The 22603-nt window shown below is 48.2% G+C and carries 18 protein-coding genes, 1 tRNA gene and 3 pseudogenes; 12 read left to right on the top strand and 10 right to left on the bottom strand.

All coding sequences use genetic code 11. The features are described from left to right. Positions 1-4: 4 nt before the first annotated feature. The 4 genes and pseudogenes from ACFW2W_RS14665 to ACFW2W_RS14680 all read right to left on the bottom strand — a co-directional run. The gene (locus ACFW2W_RS14665) at positions 5-877 is read right to left on the bottom strand and encodes an MBL fold metallo-hydrolase (RefSeq protein ID WP_378179289.1); all 873 of its coding nucleotides are present in this window, start codon (positions 875-877) and stop codon (positions 5-7) included. Positions 878-1018: 141 nt separating this feature from the next. After that, positions 1019-1729 (bottom strand): SDR family oxidoreductase, encoded by a 711-nt coding sequence (locus tag ACFW2W_RS14670; RefSeq protein WP_378179292.1) that lies wholly within the window; start codon positions 1727-1729, stop codon positions 1019-1021. 296 nt (positions 1730-2025) lie between these two features. Then, a complete protein-coding gene (locus ACFW2W_RS14675) occupies positions 2026-2916 on the bottom strand; it encodes a hypothetical protein (RefSeq protein WP_378179295.1) in 891 nt (296 codons plus the stop codon). Between the two features lie 222 nt (positions 2917-3138). Continuing rightward, a pseudogene (locus ACFW2W_RS14680) lies at positions 3139-3406 on the bottom strand (pirin family protein); the annotation flags it as partial. A 443-nt stretch (positions 3407-3849) separates the two neighbouring features. Between ACFW2W_RS14680 and ACFW2W_RS14685 the strand changes: the two are divergent. Then, positions 3850-4410 carry an opioid growth factor receptor-related protein gene (locus tag ACFW2W_RS14685; protein ID WP_378179298.1) on the top strand — a complete coding sequence of 187 codons (561 nt, stop codon included), beginning with the start codon at positions 3850-3852 and terminating at the stop codon, positions 4408-4410. 264 nt (positions 4411-4674) lie between these two features. On the opposite strand, the gene ACFW2W_RS14690 is transcribed toward ACFW2W_RS14685, so the two are convergent. Further along, positions 4675-5460 carry a DUF3891 family protein gene (locus ACFW2W_RS14690; RefSeq protein ID WP_378179301.1) on the bottom strand — a complete coding sequence of 262 codons (786 nt, stop codon included), beginning with the start codon at positions 5458-5460 and terminating at the stop codon, positions 4675-4677. 425 nt (positions 5461-5885) lie between these two features. Then, complete coding sequence (locus ACFW2W_RS14695) at positions 5886-6782, bottom strand: alpha/beta fold hydrolase (RefSeq protein ID WP_378179304.1); 897 nt, start codon at positions 6780-6782, stop codon at positions 5886-5888. A gap of 131 nt (positions 6783-6913) precedes the next feature. Between ACFW2W_RS14695 and ACFW2W_RS14700 the strand changes: the two genes are divergently transcribed. Further along, positions 6914-8968, top strand: a complete 2055-nt coding sequence (locus ACFW2W_RS14700; protein ID WP_378179307.1) for an S-layer homology domain-containing protein — start codon at positions 6914-6916, stop codon at positions 8966-8968. Positions 8969-9296: 328 nt separating this feature from the next. Here the strand turns inward: ACFW2W_RS14700 and ACFW2W_RS14705 are convergent. Continuing rightward, a pseudogene (locus tag ACFW2W_RS14705) lies at positions 9297-9488 on the bottom strand (phage integrase N-terminal SAM-like domain-containing protein); the annotation flags it as partial. A 584-nt stretch (positions 9489-10072) separates the two neighbouring features. On the opposite strand from ACFW2W_RS14705, the gene ACFW2W_RS14710 reads away from it, so the two are divergent. Beyond that, the gene (locus ACFW2W_RS14710) at positions 10073-10315 is read left to right on the top strand and encodes a DUF433 domain-containing protein (protein ID WP_378179309.1); all 243 of its coding nucleotides are present in this window, start codon (positions 10073-10075) and stop codon (positions 10313-10315) included. Then, positions 10299-10673, top strand: a complete 375-nt coding sequence (locus ACFW2W_RS14715; protein ID WP_378179312.1) for a DUF5615 family PIN-like protein — start codon at positions 10299-10301, stop codon at positions 10671-10673. Before ACFW2W_RS14710 ends, ACFW2W_RS14715 begins: the two co-directional genes overlap by 17 nt. A 115-nt stretch (positions 10674-10788) precedes the next feature. Here the strand turns inward: ACFW2W_RS14715 and ACFW2W_RS14720 are convergent, their stop codons facing one another. Further along, entirely contained in the window at positions 10789-11265 is a 477-nt protein-coding gene (locus ACFW2W_RS14720; protein WP_378179506.1) for a hypothetical protein, read from the bottom strand. 34 nt (positions 11266-11299) lie between these two features. Between ACFW2W_RS14720 and ACFW2W_RS14725 the strand changes: the two are divergent. Then, a pseudogene (locus tag ACFW2W_RS14725) lies at positions 11300-11404 on the top strand (hypothetical protein); the annotation flags it as partial. A gap of 145 nt (positions 11405-11549) precedes the next feature. Here ACFW2W_RS14725 and ACFW2W_RS14730 read toward each other — a convergent pair. Beyond that, positions 11550-12080 carry a hypothetical protein gene (locus ACFW2W_RS14730; RefSeq protein WP_378179314.1) on the bottom strand — a complete coding sequence of 177 codons (531 nt, stop codon included), beginning with the start codon at positions 12078-12080 and terminating at the stop codon, positions 11550-11552. A 160-nt stretch (positions 12081-12240) separates the two neighbouring features. Here ACFW2W_RS14730 and ACFW2W_RS14735 point away from each other — a divergent pair, with 160 nt between their 5' ends. The 7 genes from ACFW2W_RS14735 to ACFW2W_RS14765 all read left to right on the top strand — a co-directional run bounded on the left by ACFW2W_RS14735 (position 12241) and on the right by ACFW2W_RS14765 (position 20381). Beyond that, on the top strand, positions 12241-12363 hold the full coding sequence (locus tag ACFW2W_RS14735; protein ID WP_378179317.1) for a hypothetical protein: 123 nt from the start codon (positions 12241-12243) through the stop codon (positions 12361-12363). A gap of 81 nt (positions 12364-12444) precedes the next feature. Then, complete coding sequence (locus tag ACFW2W_RS14740; protein WP_378179320.1) at positions 12445-13809, top strand: hypothetical protein; 1365 nt, start codon at positions 12445-12447, stop codon at positions 13807-13809. 62 nt (positions 13810-13871) lie between these two features. Next, positions 13872-14789, top strand: a complete 918-nt coding sequence (locus ACFW2W_RS14745; protein WP_378179323.1) for a histone deacetylase — start codon at positions 13872-13874, stop codon at positions 14787-14789. A gap of 107 nt (positions 14790-14896) precedes the next feature. Beyond that, positions 14897-16030 (top strand): glutamate--cysteine ligase, encoded by a 1134-nt coding sequence (gene gshA, locus ACFW2W_RS14750; RefSeq protein WP_378179326.1) that lies wholly within the window; start codon positions 14897-14899, stop codon positions 16028-16030. Positions 16031-16305: 275 nt separating this feature from the next. Beyond that, positions 16306-16770 (top strand): tRNA (cytidine(34)-2'-O)-methyltransferase, encoded by a 465-nt coding sequence (locus ACFW2W_RS14755; protein ID WP_378179329.1) that lies wholly within the window; start codon positions 16306-16308, stop codon positions 16768-16770. Between the two features lie 865 nt (positions 16771-17635). Beyond that, complete coding sequence (locus ACFW2W_RS14760) at positions 17636-20185, top strand: peptidoglycan DD-metalloendopeptidase family protein (RefSeq protein WP_378179332.1); 2550 nt, start codon at positions 17636-17638, stop codon at positions 20183-20185. 123 nt (positions 20186-20308) lie between these two features. Continuing rightward, positions 20309-20381, top strand: a tRNA-Met gene (locus tag ACFW2W_RS14765). 65 nt (positions 20382-20446) lie between these two features. On the opposite strand, the gene ACFW2W_RS14770 is transcribed toward ACFW2W_RS14765, so the two are convergent. Beyond that, positions 20447-22504 (bottom strand): amylo-alpha-1,6-glucosidase, encoded by a 2058-nt coding sequence (locus tag ACFW2W_RS14770; RefSeq protein ID WP_378179335.1) that lies wholly within the window; start codon positions 22502-22504, stop codon positions 20447-20449. Between the last annotated feature and the right edge of the window lie 99 nt (positions 22505-22603).

Here is a 22603-nt window from a genome sequence, read left to right on the forward strand (position 1 = left end):
GACCTTAACGCGCTTCCATCCAGGCGATACACTGCTGCATCTGCTGGCGCATCGTTTCGGCGTCAGCATGGTATCGGCGTCCGTGACCGGGTAGCACCCACTCAAAGGAGTAATTAGCTAGCGATCGCATTGATTTGAGCAATTCAGGCCACGAGTACCAACAGACATCGGGGAAGGCAAACAGGTGATTTAGACTTGGCGACCAAGCGAGATGATCTCCCGCGAACAGAAATTTATTTTTGTACAGTAAAACAGTGTGACCTTTTGTATGACCGGGCACTGGGATAATTAACAAATCTGGCTCCAACTGTACTGGTTCTAAGCCAGTTAGTTGAATTTCCACATTGCGAGTCCCAGCATCGATATCATCGGTGTGAAGGATGCGCTGACACCCAAAATGCTCGGCATACTTTTGATGATCCGCCACATCATCTCGGTGCGTCAAATACATATAGCGAATCTCCCCCATTTCCTCTAGTCGCTTCACCAGAGGAGGCGTAAAACGGGGAGAATCAACTAACACATTGCCTTCCGGTCGCACAATTAAGTAGCTGGCAGCGCCATAGGAATTTTCTGCATGATAGCCGCAATGATAGACATTTTCAGCCACTAAAATCGGAAAACTGTGCTGAGCGTCTTTAACGTCTTTTGGCTTCTCGACAGTCCCAATCGAAGCGGTAGGACAAGACAAAAGAGCCTGCATTGCTCTTAATCTTTCAGCCTCATTTTCTGGCTGATGATAAACTGCTGACTGCTCATCGGTGCGATAAAATACCTCTGGAGTCATCCAGCGACAAGTATCGCAATCAATACAAGTAGTATCGACGTAAAAATCGCCACTAACATTTTCCGGGTGACGCTGAGTTAAATGAGCCATAATCTAACCTAATTGGATTTTTTTAAAAAACTTTTGGTGCAAAATCAATGCCTTAAAGTGGTTGATGCAGCCATCAATATTGGACGCTCGAACCAGGGAGATAGAAAATGCTCAATTTGCAGAAATAGGATGCTATTGTGCTTACCAAGGGATGGGTTGGCGATCGCGGAAAAATCCACCTGTGGGGCCATCATCAGGAAGGGTAGCCAGCCACACAATTGTTTCAACTCCTTGCTCAACAGACCTTGTAGCATTTGAGCCACCCATATCAGTTCTCACCCAGCCAGGACACACAGAATTCACTAAAATATTGGTGCCTTGCAACTCATTGGCAAAAACCCGCGTGAGGGCATTTAATGCGGTTTTGGACATTCGATAAGCGGGAAATCCAGTTTTCATGTCGGATAACTGTCCTGCTCCTGATGATACGTTAACAACGCGCCCATAGTGATGTTTCATCAGCGGAATTAACGCTTGGCAAAGTAGTAATGGACCGTGTAAATTTGTCTCCATCGTTTCGCAGATGGTACTAACCTTGGCGTTGAATATACTACCCTCTGAATCTCCTAAAGGATCTCTAGCAATTCCAGCATTGTTCACCAGAATATCTAATCGCCCAAACTGATTGCGAATAAACTGAGCAAGATGCTCAATACTCTCTGCATTGGTGACATCAAGCGGATGAGCAACCACATTCAAGCCTTCAGCTTGCAATTTCTCAACCGCTGCTTTCCCCTTTGCTTCGTCACGACTGGTAAGAATAACTTGGATATCTCTCTTTGCCAGTTGTCGGCAAGTTTCAAACCCCAGTCCCCGATTGGCACCCGTGACAATTGCGGCTTTCTTCATCATATCTCCTCTGCTCCCGCTGATTCCTCTGTTTCTACTCTAGACTTTTTTGCTTTTATTGAGTGTTCAGTGAAAGCTTCAGGATTGATTTATAAATGAAGTCTCAGCCGATTCTTTGGCAAGTTGCTCAGAATCTGGTTAACTGCTGGTAATTGCTATAGCAATCCTATTTAAGTTGTGCGCGAGTATTCGCCTTAGTGTAGAGACGCGATTAATCGCGTCTCTACAGGGAGAGTGCGAATCTATAGATGAGCGTACAGGAGCAAAATTAGCAACACGAATACGGTTCCCTGCACGCATTACGGCGCAAGCCACAAAGCAACATTACGCACATAAGTTTTGATATTTTCTAGGGCGCGTGGCTCTTTGTTCATGCCATCGCCGGGAGGCTCATCCACAAAGCTGGGACAACCCTTTTCGATGTCCCAGTTGTAATCGACAAAATGGTGAAAACTTGATGCAGCAACTGCACGTCCTAGGGTGTTACCGCGAGCGTCTTTTTCACGTTCGATAACAACAGCCAGATTAAAGGGACGACCTGTAATTAAGCTTTTGCCCATTGCAATAACACGAGCATTCTTTGCGCCTGCGGGAACTCCGATTGCGCCCTCGTGGGGATGAGTTGGAAAATATTCGACCAATCCAGAAGGTGAATTGGGATTGTGTAGAAGTTCGTGAATGGGTTCTGTGGGCGTTATTTTTTGATAGTCGCCGTTGCGTCCAGAATGATAGTTAGGCCAGGAAATATAGGTTGTGTAGGGGTCGTCAATGCACCAGCGAGATTCGTCGGGGTCTGGATTTTTGGTGTTGAAAAAGTGGATCGCGCCGATGTCACCCAGACCGCACATTGAGCAACCCATATCTTGATGATCGCGGGTGGTGAGGATACCTCCACCGCGTTGGCGAAATGCATTGATTCCTGCACAATCTTTTTCCGTCAGACCTTCGCCAGTATCTAATGCAAATAGCCATAGCTGGTCAAAATCTGAGCGGTCGAGGGTGCTTAAAATCGGGTCGTTGCCATCTGTATCTGACACGCGATCGCGTTCTGTCACTTCAAACAGGAGATTCCCCGCTTCATCTGTCAGGGACGCGAGATAGTCGCGTAACAACGAGAAGCGCCAAATGCTCCAGTCATCTTCTGTTGTCGGGATGGTTGTCTGTAGGAGAATGCGAATTGGTTGTGTCATAGTTTTCTACTCTTTTTAGATTAATTGGATTGGCGAGAATCCTCGGATGGCTGGGGAGACTCCGCCCCTACAGCATTCCCTTTTGCTGACTCACAGGTTGGCTAACAATCGGAGACAAAAACTGACCCAAGAAAAAAAAGGTGGTGAGTCCGCCCAAAAGACGCTAGCACAGTGCCTCTGGTGACTCAGCAGACAGCCACACGGTCAGATTTGGCATAAACACACTTTCCCATTACTCAAGCTATCTTGATGCTCTATAGCACCTTCTAAGACGTAGGTGAGGATTTCCATGTCATGATGGCTGTGGGCACCGAAACCAGAACCGGGTACGACTCTATCTTCGTTAATCACCCTGAGAGTGCGAAATCCCATCCGCTTCGGGTCAAACAAACCCCCAAAGGAAAAGGTGTGATAGCTATCCAGCTTGCCCCAGCTTGGTGTAACCGCGATTCTGCCTGTCGTGGATTAGGTTGAGCGGATCTTGACTCATAGCTTGCACCTCGGTTTGAGTAGTTAGGCACGGGTGTCAGTTCATGCGATCGCTAAAGCGCTAGCAGCTACATTGGCATAGTTGAAATCATCAATGGTTATTTTAACTAATGCAACTGTTAATAACTGTTTTTAGCGCTACTGGGCGACTGTGGCTTTTGTGAGGGAGGCGAGATAGTTCCATAACGAGAAACGCTAAATACTCTAGTTATCTCCTCGGATCTGAATGGTCGGAAAGCAACAGAATCAGGACTTACGCAAAGCTTATACATATAGCGTTTTTTCGGGTTCAATCCCCCTGTGGTTGCCCTTACTATGTGGTGATGTGCGGCGAGTCCTAAGAATGCTCCCTCGATCTTTCTCTAGCCTCTCTCGGCTTACAATGAGCGCAAATCTAGCTGATTGCCCAGATGTTAACATTCGATTAATTGCAGAGGAACACTTATGACAAAATCATCTGACAAAGAATTGGTTGCTAAACCATCCCCGGCTCTTGTAGCTTTCTATCTTAGTCAGCGTCCCGATTCAGAAGGACGGATGATCGACGATATCTGGTCATGGAATTACGAAAAACTTGAGCGAATTCATGACTACATTCAGTGGCTTTTTCCCCTGAAAGATAAAAGTGGTTACAATCCTAATGCACTGGTTCTAGATGATGAAGTTGTTCAAGCTTTTCGGACAGATGCCCTACTCAAAACACGTCTGCAAAAGTCATTTAAAATAATGCTCAGGTTTTATGGACTGAAATGTAATGAAGGAAATATCAACAATATTCAAATAACAAAATCTGACAAATATCAAGATAGGAAACGGACTTGGATTGAGCCTCTGAATCATAATTACCTTCGGATTGCCAGAATTTTAAAATGTTTAACAACTCTGGGATTGGAAAATTACGCTCAAGCTTTTTTCAAATGTTTAGATAATATCTACTCAGAAGATAGTCAAAAAATTGGAAGCGACACTTATGCTTTTTGGAAAAGGGCAATTGAGATGAGTTAATTTGGCGGGGTTTATTGTTCAAATGATAATGGCAATCAACCCCGAACATTCTCATAAAAACCGCCGATAAAATCTCCTGTTCTTTTATAAAAGAACGGGCGATATTCATTTCCCTAGAAAATCTGTCTAGTAGAAGTATTTGACAAAAAAAGCAAAATATATAGTCAGTAGGGGCGAATGCGAAAGCCCCTACCGAATCCTTTATCGGTAAGCACAATATGTTGCTTTGATCAATACCGATTAATTACATAATCCAGTCGGTACTTACACAGGGTGCAGGTGAGTTTTAATCGTCACCCAAGGTGCTTTAGCGATCGCGTTCCGCATCGTCTCCTCGTCTCGGAAGGTTTCCGATAGATAGCGTCCTTCGCAAACCAGCGTCACCGCGTTCTCTGAAAAAGGCCAAGGACTCACCGCCACCTGGGTGGGATCGCCTGCTACTGGCGTCAGCTTCAGGGTAATTTCGCCGTCAGCGGTGGGAACCTTCTCCACTGAACGCTCTTTAGTCAGCTTCATGCACAGGATCAGCGATAAGCAATCCCAGATTGCCACTAACTGCCGATTCCGAGCGATCGCTTCTGGTGTGCTGTAGGGTGCGTAGTTCGGATCGTTGCGGAGGGTCGCAATTAATTCCTTCTGGAAAGCCTGTTCGCGCCCCAGGAAGTCCTGCACGAGATGGACATCTTCTGGCGAGTCATTGCTAGCGTCATAGTTCTCGTAGAGGCGCGTACCGTGCAGCGAAGCCAACAGCGCTGGATATCTTCCTTGCGCGATCGCTAATTGTCCGGCTTTTGACCAAATATCTATATGGATTTTTCTCGGTAATTCCGTGAAGCTGTGCGGCAAACCTGTTTTTGGGTTGAAGGTGGGCGTTGTTTCCCAGGACAGCCAGCCAATATCATGTTGCTCGGCACCTAAGCAAACCTCTTCTCTAGGTGCCAACTTCCCAAAATACTCATTTCCCCAAGCTTGTGCCAATTGACCCGATACCCACGCATGGGCAAGCTGCGCGATCGCTATCAGCCCCTCTGGTTCTTTGCGATATAGCATTAATCGTTCCTACCGCATCTTCCTAAATATACTCGGAATGAGTTTGATGTATCGCGATCGCAGCAAGCCGTGCTGCATCCATTTAAACCGTTCGCGCCCCACGAGTCTGTCCACTCCGGGATTGATTTCCTCGAACGGCATCGGCGGTGAATGGGGTAATCGTAATTTCCCTCCTTTTTAAGGAAGGCAAGAAGGGATCGAGGATGTCGGATACAACGTTAGGTTAACAGGACTTACGCAAAGCTGATACATATAGCGTTTTTTCGGGTTCAATCCCCCTGTGGTTGCCCTTACTATGTGGTGATATTTGCGTAAGTTTTGGTTAATGAAGCGCGATCAAACTTGAGGGGACGCTCTAGCGAAGCGTGTGCTAGAGCGTCCCCTCAAGTTCAAAAGTAGGCGCAACAACAGATGAACCGGAAGTTTTATTGACTGCTCATCTGAGCCAACCAATCCAAAATCAAAGGATTCACCACGTCCGGTCGTTCATCATGGGGACAGTGACCCGTTTTGGGAATGCCCACAACCTTCACGGGTTGCCCATTCTCACTTAGCTCTTTGTAAATCGCCGCACCCTGAATCGGCGTCCAGGGGTCATCTTCTCCCCAAAGTACCAGCAGCGGGTGTTGTATTTTTGGCAACAACTGGGCTGGGCTAGGGCCAGGAGGTGCCGTGAGAATTGAGGCAAAAACCTGCTGAGCGCCCGTGTCGCAGGAAGGATCGTAAAGCATATCCACCAGTTCATCAGTGATGGCTTCAGGGTTCACGTAGACCTGTCTGAGAGTGCGACGGAGACGATCTTTCTGACGGATGCGGTTAAACAGGAACGGACCTGCGACTTTGGAACTTACCAGCTTGGTGAAGGCTCCCATCACCAGCCGCAGGGGTAGATTTAGCTCATCGGGGCGATGATTCAAGCCACCGGCACAGTTAATCAGCACGCCACCAGCGGAAATTTCTGGATAATTCACCACTACCATCAAGCTGAGTAATGCCCCAATCGAGTTGCCCACAAAGACTGCCGGTTCCTGAATATGAGTTTCCCAGAAATCCTTAATCAGTTCTTCCCACAACTGGAGAGTGTAATCTAGGGCTGGCTTGTCCGAACCGCCAAATCCGAGTAAATCCAAGGCAAATACCCGGTAGCCCCCGGCGGCTAGGGCTGGCATATTCTTGCGCCAGTGTCCAATGGAAGCGCCAAAGCCATGAATCAGCACCAGAGGGCGACCCGTGCCCATGACTGTGTACTGAATCCGGTAGCCTCGCCAAGTCCAGTTTAATTTTTCAAAGGTACTTGCTGTTTTTAGCTGCTGAGTCGTCACGATAATTATTAAGATTAGTTAACTATTTTTCTATCGTAATCGTCTCTATCATAAAAAAAAGGTAAACCAGGAACATCTAACCGACTTTAAAAGTCACGCTACCCGTTTTGATTAGGTGTGAGAAGAGATTAATGAAGCGAAGTTCCTTGGTGTTTTTAGGCAGCGTGGCATTGGCTGCTGCCGGTTTAAGTATGACAACGGTTGCCCCGGCGATCGCGCAAGTTGGACAAACAACTGGCAATCTGCCCTTATCGGGTCGAACTCTGCTCAGCCAAGCCGAAGACGATACCGCCCAGCTGCCAAAAGCAGTTGCTGAAGCTGTTTTAAAGGATGCTGCCCAACGGACAGGAATGCAAGGTTCTGACTTAACCATTCTTCAAGTGGCTAAGCAAACTTGGTCAAATGGTTGCCTGGAGTTGGCAGAAGCGGGTGTTTCCTGCACCGAGGCAATGGTTCCCGGCTGGCTGGTGCTGGTAGCTAGCGCCAAAGAACAAGGATTTTGGGTTTATCGCACCAACGAATCTGGTTCGCTGGTGAAGTGGGATGAAACGGCGACCCAGACGCTGACGGCTCGACTCCGGTCGGAAAGCACAACTGGGCAACAGACGACAACCCGTCGCACGGAAACCACCGAGCAAAGGAGTACCGTCCGCACACAGCGGTCTACGGTGGCAATGACCGAATCGGCAGGGAACTTTAGCCTTGCCGTTCTGCAACCTTCTGGCAGCCTCACAGAGGTGATTACTCGCGTATCCGTGAAGGCGAAACAAGGCAACAGCTATTCCCAAGAGCGGTATCTCGGCGACTTCAAATACAAAATCAAGCAAAAAGCGAAGTTTGTCAAAGGAGTGAATCCGGGCGATCGCGTTGTGGTGCGTCTGTACGACCAAAACCGCTTGATTGGCTTTAGCGAGTTTGAATGCTTGTCTGAAAACGCCGCCGTTAACCTAATTTTGTCAGGAAATCCGTCTGAATCCCGTGTGGTACGGACTGTGTACGGCATTGACGCCGACGCAGATGGCAACATCGACAGCGGTGCCACCACCTACAACTACTACACCCAAATCGACTCTCAGGAACGAGTCACATTCCTGAGCAGCGTCGAGCAAATTAACGTCAGTCAGTTCCAATCGAGCGAGATTTCGACCTCGGCGGCGACCAGCGTTTATTCCAGCTCATTTACCAGCGGTGAATCGGCGCTGGCGGGTGAGACAATGAGCATTTACAGCTCAGAAATGGCTGCCTTGTTGACATCGGCTCCCGGTCAGCTGGTGCAGGTGATTGAGGTAGAAGCCGATAACGCTACCTACGAAGTCAGCCAGCTGCTGGCAAAATATCAAAACGTGGGAATGAGTCGAGCCATCCAGACGAGTTTTCCAGATGTCCCGCAGGGCTACTGGGCAAAAGATTTTATTGCCCAACTGGCGGAGTTAGAGATTATCGAAGGCTTCCCCGATGGTCGCTTCCGACCGGATCAGCCGGTGACTCGTGCCCAGTTTGCGGCGATGCTGCGAAAAGCGTTTGAGATGAATAAAGTCCGGAATGCGATCGCCTTCCGTGATGTCTCCTCCGATTATTGGGCGTACAGTGCTATCCAAGAAGCTTATGAAATGGGCTTTTTAGGCACTGTTTCCCGCAATGCATTCAACCCCACCCAAAACCTTTCTCGCCTGGATATCTTAGTGGCATTGGCGAAGGGAATGAATTACTCTTCTGCCAGTAGCACCACCGAAACGCTGCTGCAAGTTTACAGCGATGCCTCTACCATCCCTAGCAACGTCCGCAGTTTGGTTGCGGCGGCGACAGAACGGGGTCTGGTGGTTAACTATCCCAATGTCCAGTCACTCAAACCCAATCAAGTAGCCACCCGTGCAGAGGTGTGTGCTTTCCTCTACCAAGCCTTAGTCAGCACTGGGAAGGCTCAGAACATCGCCTCGCCTTACGTGGTGGGAGAAGGTGCGAAACCCCCCAAAGTGCGCGAAGCTGTTGATACCCGCGAAGAAGAAATCCCCGGTGATAACCGTGAGGTAGATGACACCCGACGCCCAAATCAGCGTCAGAATTGCAACCAAGGGGTCGGTAATGGGCCTGAAGGTTGCGATCCGGGCAATTCCAATCGGAACAAGCCCAGTAACGACGAAGGAGCAGGCGCAGCACCTGGAAATCCGGGTCGTCAGGGTCGGTAACAGTTAGTCTGACGACTAAATAAAGTCGCAGCTATCCAAATAAAGCTTGCCAGCGCGGGCTTGATAAAATCAACCGTTACTCCACAGTTTTCAACAACTGTGGAGTAATCGCTTTTACAGGCAGATACATTGGCGAAAAACTAATATCAAATTTAGTTGCTCGTTACTCTTTTTCTTAGCCTGCTCTCGTCAGGCTTTGTTTGTATAGCCGCGACTTCTAGTCGTTCGGCGTTTATGTTAGTCTCTACAAACCCAACACAATCCATGAGTTGTGTTGGGTTTCGTTCCTCAACCCAACCTACGTGAACTTTGGTGTTTTTAGCTTTAACTGTTGGACTGCCAGATCGGTCAGAAATGCCTCAATCTCTGCTCGCCCCATCTCACGCGGATGCCGCTTTTCATGGAAGAGGATAAAGCGCCTCACCCATTGCACGTAGGTTTCTTCCGTCCGGTAGGCATAATGCTTGAGCCTGATCACTTCACGCAGTTGATCTAAGAGCTTTTTGGGGCGAGGTTCCATAACCATGCAGTCACAACAAAGTATGTGTCTAATAATACTCGTAGTGCTAGCCGTACACATCTGAAGATATGCGGAAATTTTCCTGATATCCACCTCGATCGGCGTATTATGAAGAATCTTTCCTCAGATCCACCTGTTGTGGAGGGATCTGAGGAAACAATCTGCCTATCCCCTTTTTTGGATGGATCTGCGGAAAAATTCCGTCTAATCAGTTGTTAGACATCTTGTAAAAATGGTAACTCTGTTAAGTAGTCGTACAGAAATAAGTGAGCTACTATGTCCACGTCCAATCTATGTCCCAAGTGTCAAACTACGCAGACAATTGAACATAATGGGGGCAGTGGTGTTCAAATTGTGGCAAGTTTGCAGTTCCTCCCACATTGCGTCATCCTCCCACCTCTTACTCTGAGCAAAAGCAAAAATCCTCGCAGCCGATTTTACTGACTTGCTCTAGTTGCGGGCGCAAAGATAGCATGGGAGACGGTTTATATGATGATGGAGAATGGATATGTGGAGCTTGTATTGCAGGCATGGCTTATCCTCGTTGAAGGTTAAAATAATAATGAAACGCTGGAATTACTCTAATGAGACTAGATCGTATTACGAGCAACCCAAAACGGATGAATGGGCAACCCTGCATTCGTAATCTTCGCCTTACGGTTCGTCGGGTGATTGAGCTACTAGCAACTTATCCTAATCGAGAAGAATTACATCAAGAGTTTCCAGAGTTAGAGGATGAAGATATCCGACAAGCCCTAATTTTTGCCTCTTCCTATTTGGATGATCGCATCATTGAGCTTCCTAATCGCTATGAAACTGTTGCTTGATCAGGGATTGCCACTCTCTGCGGCAGCATTGTTACGTGATGCAGGTATCGACACTATCCATGTTGGTGAAATCGGGATGTCTGAAGCTGAAGATGCAGACATCATCCAGAGAGCCAGAAATGAGGGGCGTATCCTTGCTACTCTTGACGCAGATTTTCATACACTGCTGGCCCTTGATGTAGCGATCACTCCTTCGGTCATTCGCATTCGGATTGAAAGATTACGTGCCCAGGCGCTCACAAATCTTTTGTTGACAGTAATCGCTGAATGCGAGGAGGATTTAGAACAAGGAACAGCTATTACGGTTGAGCCGAGCCGTATTCGTATTCGCCGTTTGCCGTTGGTGCCAGATGTCTAACAATCCCGTTGCACACCGACCGTACAGAGTCTCTTTATTGAGTCCGAGAAGCTACTAGCGGCGGGTGAACGGGGGCGTTAGGCTTATCCTGAAAAGTCCTCTCAGGATGAGAAAGTCATAACTGGTTTGTATCCAGGGAGATTACCTGATCGGGTGCCAGAATACCTCCAACTGCGATCGCTTCCAGTCTTTCAGTTTCCTGGGGATGCTGAGTCTTGACTTTGGCGATCGCCTCCTCAATCCCTGCTGCCTGAGCAATGTATATCTGCGTCTCGCCTCGCAACACCCAGATTGGCTTAGCCCAGGTATGTCGGGGCTGTAGTACTGCTTTGTGGATAATTTGGTGGCTTACCTGAATGAATTGCTCTAAAGCATCTTCAGAACAAAGCTCAGCAATTTGCGACTGCAATAGTTCTTTGAGTTCTTCTGTTGGAATATGTTCTGTGACGTTTGTTGAATCTAGCAAAGATGCAGAACTCAAAGACTTACCGGGAGCTTGAGGAACCAAGGATTCAATTTGGTGCTGAATCTGGATTGTAATGGAATCAAAATCCGGCTCTATCAAAATCTGCCCTAAATGCTCTCGTAACAAACGCTTCAGTTTCTCATCGTCGAGAACTATTCCGCTTTTTATTCTGGATGAGTGCCATCAATTAACCACCCAGTCCCAAAATGCCCTCCTCAAGTGCATTGAGGAGCCACCCCCTCATGTGGTCTTTATGCTCTGTACCTTGGTTAAAAAGTCGCATCCGCAAAAAACTGGAGCAGTTTGATTGTCTACGAGATGCCATTGAAGATGTGCTTCGCACAGTGTCCTAACCGCCTTGGCGGTTGCTATATAATAATTCTGGATTTTATTTAATCCACATTCCTTAGTTACGACAATTGTTGCTTCAACTGCTCGATCAACTGTCTCAGATTTTCTGGGCTGAGAATGGCTTTCACTTCCACCTGTTGCTGAGTATCCCGCAGAGTGAGGATGTGGTTTTCACCTTCCTTGGCAGCAAATTGCAATTGGGGATATTTTAATTCAATCTTTTGATAGATGGTTTCTGGTATCCCTACCCGAATGACAAGTTCTTTTTGAGATTGGGGATAGATATAAAGTTGCTGGCGAAGGGTATCGAGTTCGAGTTTGATAGGCGTAGTGCTGCGTTCTCGATCTTCGTTGATTTTACGCCAGTAGAGAGTGATACCGCGAATTTCAGGGATTTGAATCTCAAATACTTCGTCAAAGCGTTGGGGTTCCCAGTCGAGTTCGGTGGCATTGCCTGTCTGAGGAATGATTCGCTGTCGCCAAGTGATTTTATTGTCGGCGAGACTTGCCCACCATTCGCGGATGGTAGCAAAGTTGTTGGTATTGTCGGGGTTATTGCTGCCCTGTTCCCAGATGATTTTGTGTTGCATTTTCTCTCCTCCCTCCCATCGCTTGCTGATTTCTCTTCTCTCCATCCAGTTTAAACTTCTTCCCTTGCCGGAAGTTGCTGTGACATGCAGATGTAGAGGCGTTGTATACGGCGTATCTACAGCGATCGCTCGTTTGCCCTATCTTCAAGTCTAAAATCAGATGAATTCTGTGCGGGTAAGAGATGCTACGCCAGATTTAGCGATCGCTTCTAAACCTACCTTGAGCAGGTTTCATCATACACTTTATATTGGTTCTCAGTCCGCACCGGCAGACTTTGTTTAAAAGTTCTCGCAACTTCTGCTTCCTTGCTTCTGAAGTGGGGTTGGCATAGCCGTGATTTGAATCGCCAGGTATTGTGGCAATATGTTTACTCTTCCGATGAACCTGTTATTTCTTCCTAACGTGGATCTATTTGTTTACCACCTGAGAAACGGGTTGGGAGATGATGCAGAGCAAATCAACCAAAACCAGCTCGCGTTTTGGGATAACTTCCCGTTAGAATTGCAAAGAATACTTGTCTGTGCTGACGATTCAAATTTTAACGATCCAGAATATTTAGAATTATTGCGCCTAGCTGGGGAAACTGAAGCTTATTATACTTTTCAAGATCGCAGTGAAGGATATCCAGTCAAAGGCTTTTATTATCCCGTGCGATTTAGCGATAGTTATGGGCTTTTGTTTAATTGCCACATTAACGATCGAGACTATCTGCAATCTTTTAAATGCTTTCCCACCCTCAAACATCTAGCTGCTGATAAACAAGGCAATCTCGGAAAAACCTGGATTGTTTCCGGAATTTTGCCTCGGAACTGTGAAACCCCTTTAGAAACTCTCGCCCAAGAAGCTTACGAGATTCTGAGGTTTGGGAGATGGCAACAGCAAAAGCCAAGTCAAGGAAAATTTTTAGGGGCAACAGTTTTTGAAGTGTGGCAACCTCCCCAGGGTTGGGACATGGAAGAGAATCGCCATGTCCTGGTTATCTTTTATCCCGATGTAGCCGCCGAAACCGAAGCTGCTAAATATTATGAGGTCTGGATGCGGTTATTTTACTACCGCAATAAAATTCTTTGGGCTTATTGTGAAGCGCAAAAACTCAGACAACAATTGCAAGAGAATTTTGGCTATATTTTTCAAGCTGGTGAAATGCTGAAGCAGCTACCTTTAAAAGAATTACAGAGAATTTTAGAAGTTAATATAAAAATATTGTCCCAGTATGCTTCAGACTTAAACCATCTAGAAATTCAGTTGCACGCGATTGAGACAAATCAGAAAAAATACCAAGAACATTTAAATTATCTGCTTCAGGAATCTAGCAAATATGGGGAAACCGAGCTGGATTTTCTGGCACATTTTAACCAAATAGTCAAGCAATATGAAATTCAAATTCAACAAGATCGTGGCAGCTTTAGCCCGGCGCTGAGAGTGCTAGAAGATGTGATTAATACGATTCGAGGCATCGTCGAGATTGAACAAGCTAAGCGCGATCGCAACCTGGAAAATATTATCGCCGCTGCCAGTTTGGGAGTCGGAACCGCCTCAGTCGCCGCCTCTGCTTCCTCAGCGCTAATAAAAGATTTTACCCAGCCTTACCCCAACCAAATCGACAACAACCAACTATCCGCAGTCATCCCCTTGGCGAATTTGCTCATTGTCATATTATTCAGTATTGGTTTAGGTTGTCTGGTTAGCGGGTTTGCCTGGAAAATTTTGCGATCGCGTAGCGTCTGAGGAAGAGAATCGCGCCGTTAATCCTCTCTTCCTTTGCGTCTGGGCAGTTCAAAATCTTAAATATGGACTTGCCAATTATTTACCACCCCGATTATGTCGCACCTCTCCCCGAAGGGCATCGCTTCCCCATGCCCAAATTCAGCAAACTCTACGAAATGCTCTTAGGCGATCGCGTGGCGCATCCAGAGCAAATTCATTCACCCGAACCTCCCCCACCAGAGTGGATAGAACTCGTTCACACCCCAGAATATGTCCAAGCATACCGTGAAGGCACCCTCGACGCCAAAGCCCAGCGACGAATCGGCTTGCCCTGGAGTCCCGCACTGGCGAATCGCACCTGCGTGGCGGTGGGAGGTACGATTCTCACCGCTAAACTAGCACTTAGTCACGGTTTAGCTTGCAATACTGCGGGTGGCACTCATCACGCCTTTCCCAGTTATGGTTCTGGTTTCTGTATTTTCAACGATTTAGCCATTGCTGCCCGTGTGCTTCAACATCTGGGACTGGTGCGCCAAATCCTGATCGTGGATTTAGATGTCCATCAAGGAGACGGTACAGCCGTTATTTTCCAAGAAGATAGCAGCGTCTTCACCTTCTCAATGCACTGCGAAGTTAATTTTCCCGGTACCAAGCAACAAAGTGACTTAGATGTTCCTCTACCGATTGGGATGGAAGATGACGCCTATCTGCAAACTTTAGCAAAATATCTCCCAGATTTGCTGTCACAAGTCAAGCCCGATCTCGTTTTATACGATGCTGGAGTCGATCCTCATGCTGGCGATCTCTTGGGCAAACTCGCCCTCACAGACACCGGAATATTCCGCCGGGAGATGCAAGTTTTGAGTACCTGTGTGGCACTCGGCTACCCAGTCGCCTGTGTGATTGGCGGGGGTTATGCTGACGATCTTGATTCCCTAGTTTATCGGCACTCCCTTCTCCATCGAGCCGCCAGCAGTGTCTATCATCAGTACCAACTTTGATGCCAGACTAGGGGCAGAGGAGCCGTTTCGTCTTCCTCGATACACTTTTAAACGGTAACGCTATACCGTGCCCGTAGTTCCTACTCACTCATCTGAGGAAAAACCCCTTGCTATCAAAAGGCTTTGAAATTGAAATGTATACTGGCACCCCCAATGGTGACATTGTGGGTTTATCCGATCGGATTGTGGCTGACCTAGACGGGTTCATGCGGGAGCCAGATAGCCGCAACGTGGAATATATCACAGAACCCTTTTATTGTTACGACCGATTATTGTGTGCCTTGCTACGTCCTAGACGGCAACTCCGAGAGTATCTAAAACGCCTGGGAAATTACACCCTGATTCCAGGGAGTACGCTGTCTTTAGGAGGAAGCGATCGCTTCTGCCGATCTGATCCCAGCAATCCTTACCACGACTACATTGAGAATACTTACGGTACCAAAGTTGTCACCGCCAGCGTCCACATCAACATCGGCATCAGCGATCCAGAAACCCTAATGCGGGCGATTCGTCTCGTCCGTCTAGAAGCACCCTTATACCTCGCCCTCAGTGCTTCTTCCCCGTTTTTGGAGGGTAAAGCCACTGGCTATCACTCGACTCGCTGGGGATTGTTTCCCAAAACCCCAGCCCGCGTCCCCTTATTTGAAAGTCACGCCCACTTTATCCAGTGGACGGAAGCCCAATTAGCCGCCGGGACAATGCAAAATGTCCGCCACCTCTGGTCATCCGTGCGACCGAATGGCAACCAGCGCCCCTACGACCTCAACCGCCTGGAACTGAGAATTTGCGACCTAATTATCGATCCGGTTGCCTTGCTGGCTGTTACAGCCTTGCTAGAAGCCCGACTTTTGCAGCTGATTGATGACCCCAGCCTCGATCCGCTGGAAATGAGTCAATTGTCTTCAGAAGACTTGATTACTTTGACAGACGCCAACGAAGACGCCGCCGCCCGTCAAAGTTTGGATGCAACTCTGAGACATTGGCAAGACGGCAGACCTATTCTGGCGCGAGATTGGATTGAAGAAATAACCGGCGAAGTTTGGGACATTTCTAAACAGATGGGCTTTCGCTGTTTCCTGTCACCCCTGAAAAAAATTCTCCGGGAAGGAAATTCTGCTCAGCGGTGGTTAAATCTCCAAAACCAAGGTTTTGACACTCCCAGCGTGATGATTGACGCCATTCAAGCGGTGGCAGACCAAGAACGCGAACTGGAAGACAAATTGTGCCACCTAGTTGCCTGAAGCACTTCAAGGATCGAGAATGAAGCCTGAAGGCAGAAATTTATCCTCAAGGCTTCATCTTTTATCCTCGATCCTTGCTTAGCCCTTCATTTCTTTTTTTGCCTTTTTATGGTTTAATTTTTTGGCGAAAAAGAATCCTTCGGAAATTAGAATATTTAATCAATTTGATCTGGGTGAGTCATATAACAAATATGTATAGGTTCCTCTCTCTTTAGGTATAATTTGGGTTCCCAGGGTGGATTTTAGTGTTAGAGCCAGAGTAATTAGTAAGTCTCATGCCGTTTGTTGTTCTCTACAAGCCGCAAATTCCGCCCAACACCGGCAATATTGCCCGGACCTGTGCTGCGACTGGGACGGAATTGCATTTAGTCGGGCCGTTGGGTTTTGAAATTAGCGATCGCTATCTGAAACGTGCCGGTCTAGATTACTGGCCCTACGTCAATCTGCACTACCACGTTGGTTTAGAGGATTTTCAGGCATTCCATCAGCAGCGAGGGGGGCGATGGATTGGCTTCAGCGTTTCTGGAAGCCATAACTACCTTCAGTTCCAGTTTCGGGCGGATGACTGGCTATTATTTGGCAGCGAAACAACTGGACTACCCCCAGAAGTTCTCGCCCTTTGTGCCAATACTGTCTATATTCCGATGTCACAGCCTCACGTTCGGAGCCTGAACCTTTCTGTTAGTGCCGCAGTCGGTTTATTTGAAGCCCGTCGCCAACTGGGCATTTTGTCCGGCTGAAGGAGGCAAAGATGTCCTTTGCTCATTGACAGTTATCAGTCTTTAGTCAGGTGTCCGCGAATTGAGTTAAAGGTTAGAAAATTGGTTTGACCTTTTATCCGGTAATCTGCAACGTGTTGATAGGCAACTGTTTGTGACCATTGCTGGCTGACCCATTCCTCATGACTTCTGACTCAACGCTCGGTGACTAATGACTCTTTTTCCTTCCTAGAGAGAGTTTATTCTCCGTCCTTTAGCTATCTAGAATACCGAATGAGTGCGGCTTTGATAAGAAATTTCTATGAACAAAAGGAGCTGTAACGTCAAATTGATTGATAGATTTTTTTATCCAAAATCTTTCAATGCTGAGTGTCTAAAACCATCTCAAATCAATCTTTAGGAAGATTTTTAGTAGGATTAGGTGAGTGCGACCTACCTCTTTTGTTAGAGCAATCGCCATAATTCTACGGTTGTTGTTACAGGCAAAATCAGCTTAAAGTCTCATGTTGTAATGAATCAACAGCAGGATGCCAACACTGAAAAAGTTGTTTTCTCAGTCTTCCGGAGTCAAGCAAGTCAAACAAGTATGTTCCAATATGCACGCCTTAAGAAGGAATACACCCTTAACTTGCCAGCTCTTGACAAAAGGCTCCTGATTAACGCAATGATGAAGTCTTCAGCAGGGTGGGTCGAATGTAGGCCGTGCATGATTGAAAATTTTCCCAGTCATGTAAACTTGTCTAAATCAAAAAAGCAGGGTAATCTTGCCTAGGTATCATTACCGGCAGTGATCCTGATCACTTCTTTGATGTGATTTGTCCCATTGACTGGTAAAAGAAAATCATTCAGGGACAGTTAAGCGCTCGTCATAAGTAGGAGGTCGTGTTTGAAACGCCCATTCACGCACAAGATTAAATCAGTTCCTTCCTGTGCAGCAGACAAAGATGCGAAAGCGAATCTGTCCGCAGGAAAGCTTTCCGGGGGAGAGTCAGGTTTATTGAAGCCAATTTCTCCAGAGGTTAACCGTCGGGCTCGCACCTCTGCCGCCATGATTGGATTGGCAATCTCAATGGGCACCTCCAGCCTATTGCTGCCGCAACAAGGCGATGAAGCAAAGGCAGCCGATCCGGTTGCCGCAGAGCCAAGTGTTAGCAACGCTCCAGATGCAACGGATATTGCTGTTGCCGCCCCTGCCTCAAAGGTGGAGCCAGAAACAACTTCTTCAGTCGCGCCATCGTCAGCAATAAAGCCGGAATCCACATCTGTCGCTGCTTCCCCGAAGGTAGTAGAGCCGGAATTCACATCTGTCGCCGTTTCCTCGAAGGTAGAGCCGGAAGCTAAAGCAGAATCGATCCCAGCACCGCGCGTCATCGAACACAAGGTGCAGCAGGGGCAGACGATTTGGCAATTGTCGAAGAACTATCAGGTAGAACCTGCCGCGATCGCCACTTCCAACAACATCAAATCCAGCTCAGTTCTTCCAGCTGGACAAGTGGTGAAAATTCCCTCAGTGAACGGCATTGTTCACGAAATTAAACCAGGCGATACCGTCGAAAAGCTATCTGAGTCTTATGGTGTTCCCCCGACCCAGGTGCAGCAATCATCTGGAGTGACAACATCGGATGGACTGCCGGTGGGTCAATCAGTCACGATTCCCGGCAACGTAAATGAGCTATTAAAAGCAAGACAAGACGCTGCCATGAGCCGCTTAAAGGAGCAGCGGGGCCGCTTGCAGAATAGTCTGGCGGAGTTGCGGTCTGAGGAGCCTACAAAAGCATCTGCTGGGCAATTAGAAGTCACTAAACCAGCCCAAATTGATAACCCTGAAGCTGCTGAGGTAGAAATAGCCGCTCCCAGGGTGCAAATTCCGGTCGTGGTGCAGACGCCAGGGGAAAATGCCCCCAATCAGGTAATTAACCAACTCCCGTCCGCACAGCCACGAAATATCGCGGTGCAGATGCCAGGGGAAAATGCCCCCAATCGGGTGATTAACCACCTCCCGTCGGCACAGACACGGGAAGCGCTAGAAGCATCCCCGCTGCCGATAGGGGTGAATGAAAGCGTACCAATCCCAGTACCGACCTTAGCGACCAACCAAGCGCTGCCAATCCAGACAGTGGCACCCGCACCGATTGCCGTCGTCGAACCCAATGGGGTAACGGCAGATGTGTACCAGGTCAAGCCGGGAGATACGCTGGATGCGATCGCTCGCACCTACGGCGTTTCCAGGGCAGAACTGCTCCGGGTAAATCAGTTAGATAACCCGAACATGATTCGAGTTAATCAGCCACTGAAAATCCCCCAAAAACAGACTGTAACTTTAATCCCTGGTCTTAATACCGCACTTAGACAATCCAAGTCTAATGTTGCTGTACCGAATCTCTCCGTTCCTACTTTGCCAACCACTGTTCCCTTACCAGTGGCAGCAACACAGGTACGGGTGCAAAGTAGTGCTAACGTACCTAGTGCTAACGTACCTATCGTCAAACCAGTGCTGTTAGCGGATAATCCGTTACCCATTGCCATACCCATTGCCGATAGGAAGCTTCCTCAGTCTGCTGGCTTGAAGCAAAACTCCGAGTACAGCACGCAGATTGAGAAACTACGGGAAGACATCATCAAACTACGGCAGCAGTATCGTTCCCAGCAAAACGGGGATACCGCTAACTCACAGAACGCTCGTGTTGCTAACATCGCGGTGCCAGTTACTCCCGCACCCGTGCTAGTTGCACCTGTAGTCAACAACCAGTTGCAACGCTCTGAATACCCGACTCCTATCAATCCAGAATTCAGCCCCAATCGTTACAACGAAGCCGTACAAGCAGAAATCCAAAAGCGGCAACGGCAACAACAGCGATCGCAGGCTGCAATCGAAATCAAAGTGCCCCCACCTGCTACACCACGGGCTAGAACCCAGCAGCCACTGGTGGCAACGGCACCCGCCGGAGCGGACACTTATAACCCGACCCTCCGACCCCCCTTCGGACAGCAAGTTGCTCCAGAGCTACCACCCCTCCCTGGTTCAAATCCCTACCTGCCGGATAGCCCAGTCCAATTCAATGGCTACATCTGGCCCTCAAAGGGCGTTTTGACCTCAGGTTATGGTCGGCGCTGGGGACGGATGCACAAGGGGATTGATATTGCTGCTCCGGTTGGCACACCTGTAGTGGCGGCAGCTCCTGGTGTCGTGGTCTATGCACGCTGGAATTCTGGTGGTTATGGAAATTTGGTGGACATTCAGCATCCTGATGGCAGTTTGACTCGCTATGCCCACAACAACCGGATTCTAGTGCGAGAAGGGCAAACGGTCGAGCAAGGAGAGCAAATTTCTGAAATGGGCAGTACCGGACGCAGTACCGGGCCACACTGTCACTTTGAGTTGCATCCATCTGGAAAAGGAGCTGTCAACCCGATAGCTTTGCTACCCCGACGCTAAAAAAAGGCAAAAGTAAAAAGACAAAAGAAAATATATTTTCTTTTGTCTTTTCTCTTTTCTGGAGTCAGGGGTAGCAATAATCCCGCCATTATGCTACGATGATAAGGTTGTTCAAGAAAAGTTGGCTCTGTAGCTCAGTGGTTAGAGCAGGGGACTCATAAGCCCAAGGTCGCAGGTTCAAATCCCGCTAGAGCCATTTAAAAGTGAAGTCAGGACTGAAGAATGAGTGAGCTGGTTATTGTACTCATTCCTCGGTTGTAATTAGTCGGAATAGTGCCGGATGAGTTCGGCAACAGACCAAGCTTGAGCGATCGCTCCTTGAGCTACATGAGGCGGATCGCCATCAAAAATTTCCGAAACCGAACCCAGGCAGGCTGAGGACTGCAAGTGTTCAATCATTGGCTGCCAATCAAAAGGGACGGGTTCTGAATCGTAGAAGCGCGTCCTGGCTCGAATAAAAGGGCCAATCAGCCAACTCCAAACCGTGCCTTGGTGGTAGGCGCGATCGCGATATTGGGGATTCCCAGCATAAGTCCCCACATAGTTGGGGTCAGCGGGGTCGAGACTGCGGAGACCGTAAGGTGTCAGTAAGCGATCGCTTGCCACCTTGAGGACAGACCGCCCTTGCTCGGCGGGAAACCCGCAATGATAGAGCGAAAGAGCCAAAACTGCATTGGGACGAATTGAGGGGTCCCGCACGTCATCCGGTGCGATTGTATCGTAGAAATATCCCACAGTCGGATTCCAGAACTTTTGCAGCGACCCCTTCACCTGTTGCGCCTGCTGAATATAGCGTTCTCGCTGATTAATTCGCTTCTCTGAATTCGCTCCCCCTTCCCTTAATAACAATTCTGCCCACCGGCTAGCCCAACACAAAGCAGAGTACCAGAGAGCGTTAATTTCTACAGGTTTACCCCGACGAGGCGTCACCGGCTGACCATCAACCACCGCATCCATCCAGGTAAGCGCCACTCCTGGCGCATCCCAGGTAACTAGCCCATCGGTGGCATCAATGCGGACATTGTAGAGGGTGCCAGCCATAAAGCTTTTGTAAATCTGCCGCACCACAGGATATTGCTGAGCCAGAAAATCCCAATCCTGCGTTGCTTCCAGGTAAAGTCCCAAAGTTTCAATCCACCACAGCGATGCATCAATACTGTTGTAGAATGGCTCAGCTCCAGTATCTGGAAATGCATTGGGAATCAAACCATTGCGACAATAGCGCCCAAAAGTTTCCAGCAGTCCCTTAGCTTCCTCATAGCGCCCAGTCGCTAAAGCCAGTCCTGGTAGAGCAATTAGCGTATCGCGTCCCCAGTCATTAAACCAGTGGTAGCCAGCAATAACAGTCGAGCCAGCAATAGATGCGCGGTAGACGATAAAGCGATCGCCTGCTCGCAACAGCTGCTGCCAAATACCATTGTCCCTTGTTGATGGTTCGTTGCCATGAACCATCAACAAGGAACTATCAACCGCTTTGGGTCGTTGTTGTACCTGCACTGCTTGCTCAAAGTCTAGGGAACTGAGGTGTGGTTGTTTGGAGTTGCATAATCCCACTTTCGCTTCTAGGGTGAGGGAGTCTCCCGGTTGTAGGGGTACTGTCAGGTATCCAGGGCTGTAGAGGTCTTCCTTGTCGCCCAATCCCCGCCGGTTCTCTTCTGGATAGTGATAATGCCAATACCAAACCGTGTCTGGTTGATAGCGACCCTTACTCCAGCGCAATTGCCAAGGAGTCCCAGTCCAGTCAGAACGCATCGCTTGCAGATAAATTTGCTTTTGACCGACTAATTGCGAGAAGGACAATCCTGAGGCTGCGGATTGCTGGTGGTGAAAGTCGCGATCGCCAATCACCGGGCGTAACCTCAGCGTAGCCAACTCAGTGCCTTCATAGCGGTACTGGATCAAAATCCGGTTACAAAACTGGGGAGTGGCTGATTGCTCAGTCTGTTTTCCGCTACCTACTATCTCTGACCTACTTTCTATTAAGCCATAGGGCATCACCAGCTGCCTGCTTAGCTGCCAGTTATCCTCACCCCAAACCCAACAGGGAAAGGGGTCAATCTTAAAAGAACGCAGCAGCTGGTACCCCCAAGGGTCAATCTTGCCATCTGTCCAAAAATTGGTTCCAAGTGCAAATACCCGTCCTCCTACATCCAAACTGGCATCCAGGTGAGACAGTAATAAAGTGCGCTGACTCGGCGGATCGAGGGCGGCAATTAACCAACCGTGATAAGTCCGAGTCCGAGCATCACAAACCGTTCCACTGGCAAAACTTCCTAACCCGTTGGTGAGTAGCCACTCGCGCGTATCTAAATTCTTCATTCCTACTCAAACTCGTTATGAGTATGATATAGTTGTTACAGTTCGTAAATCAGCCGTCGTTGCGTCTAGGGTAGACCTCAACTAGATTACCCTTGACTC

This window comes from Coleofasciculus sp. H7-2 (assembly GCF_042747725.1).
Lineage (GTDB): Bacteria > Cyanobacteriota > Cyanobacteriia > Cyanobacteriales > FACHB-T130 > FACHB-T130.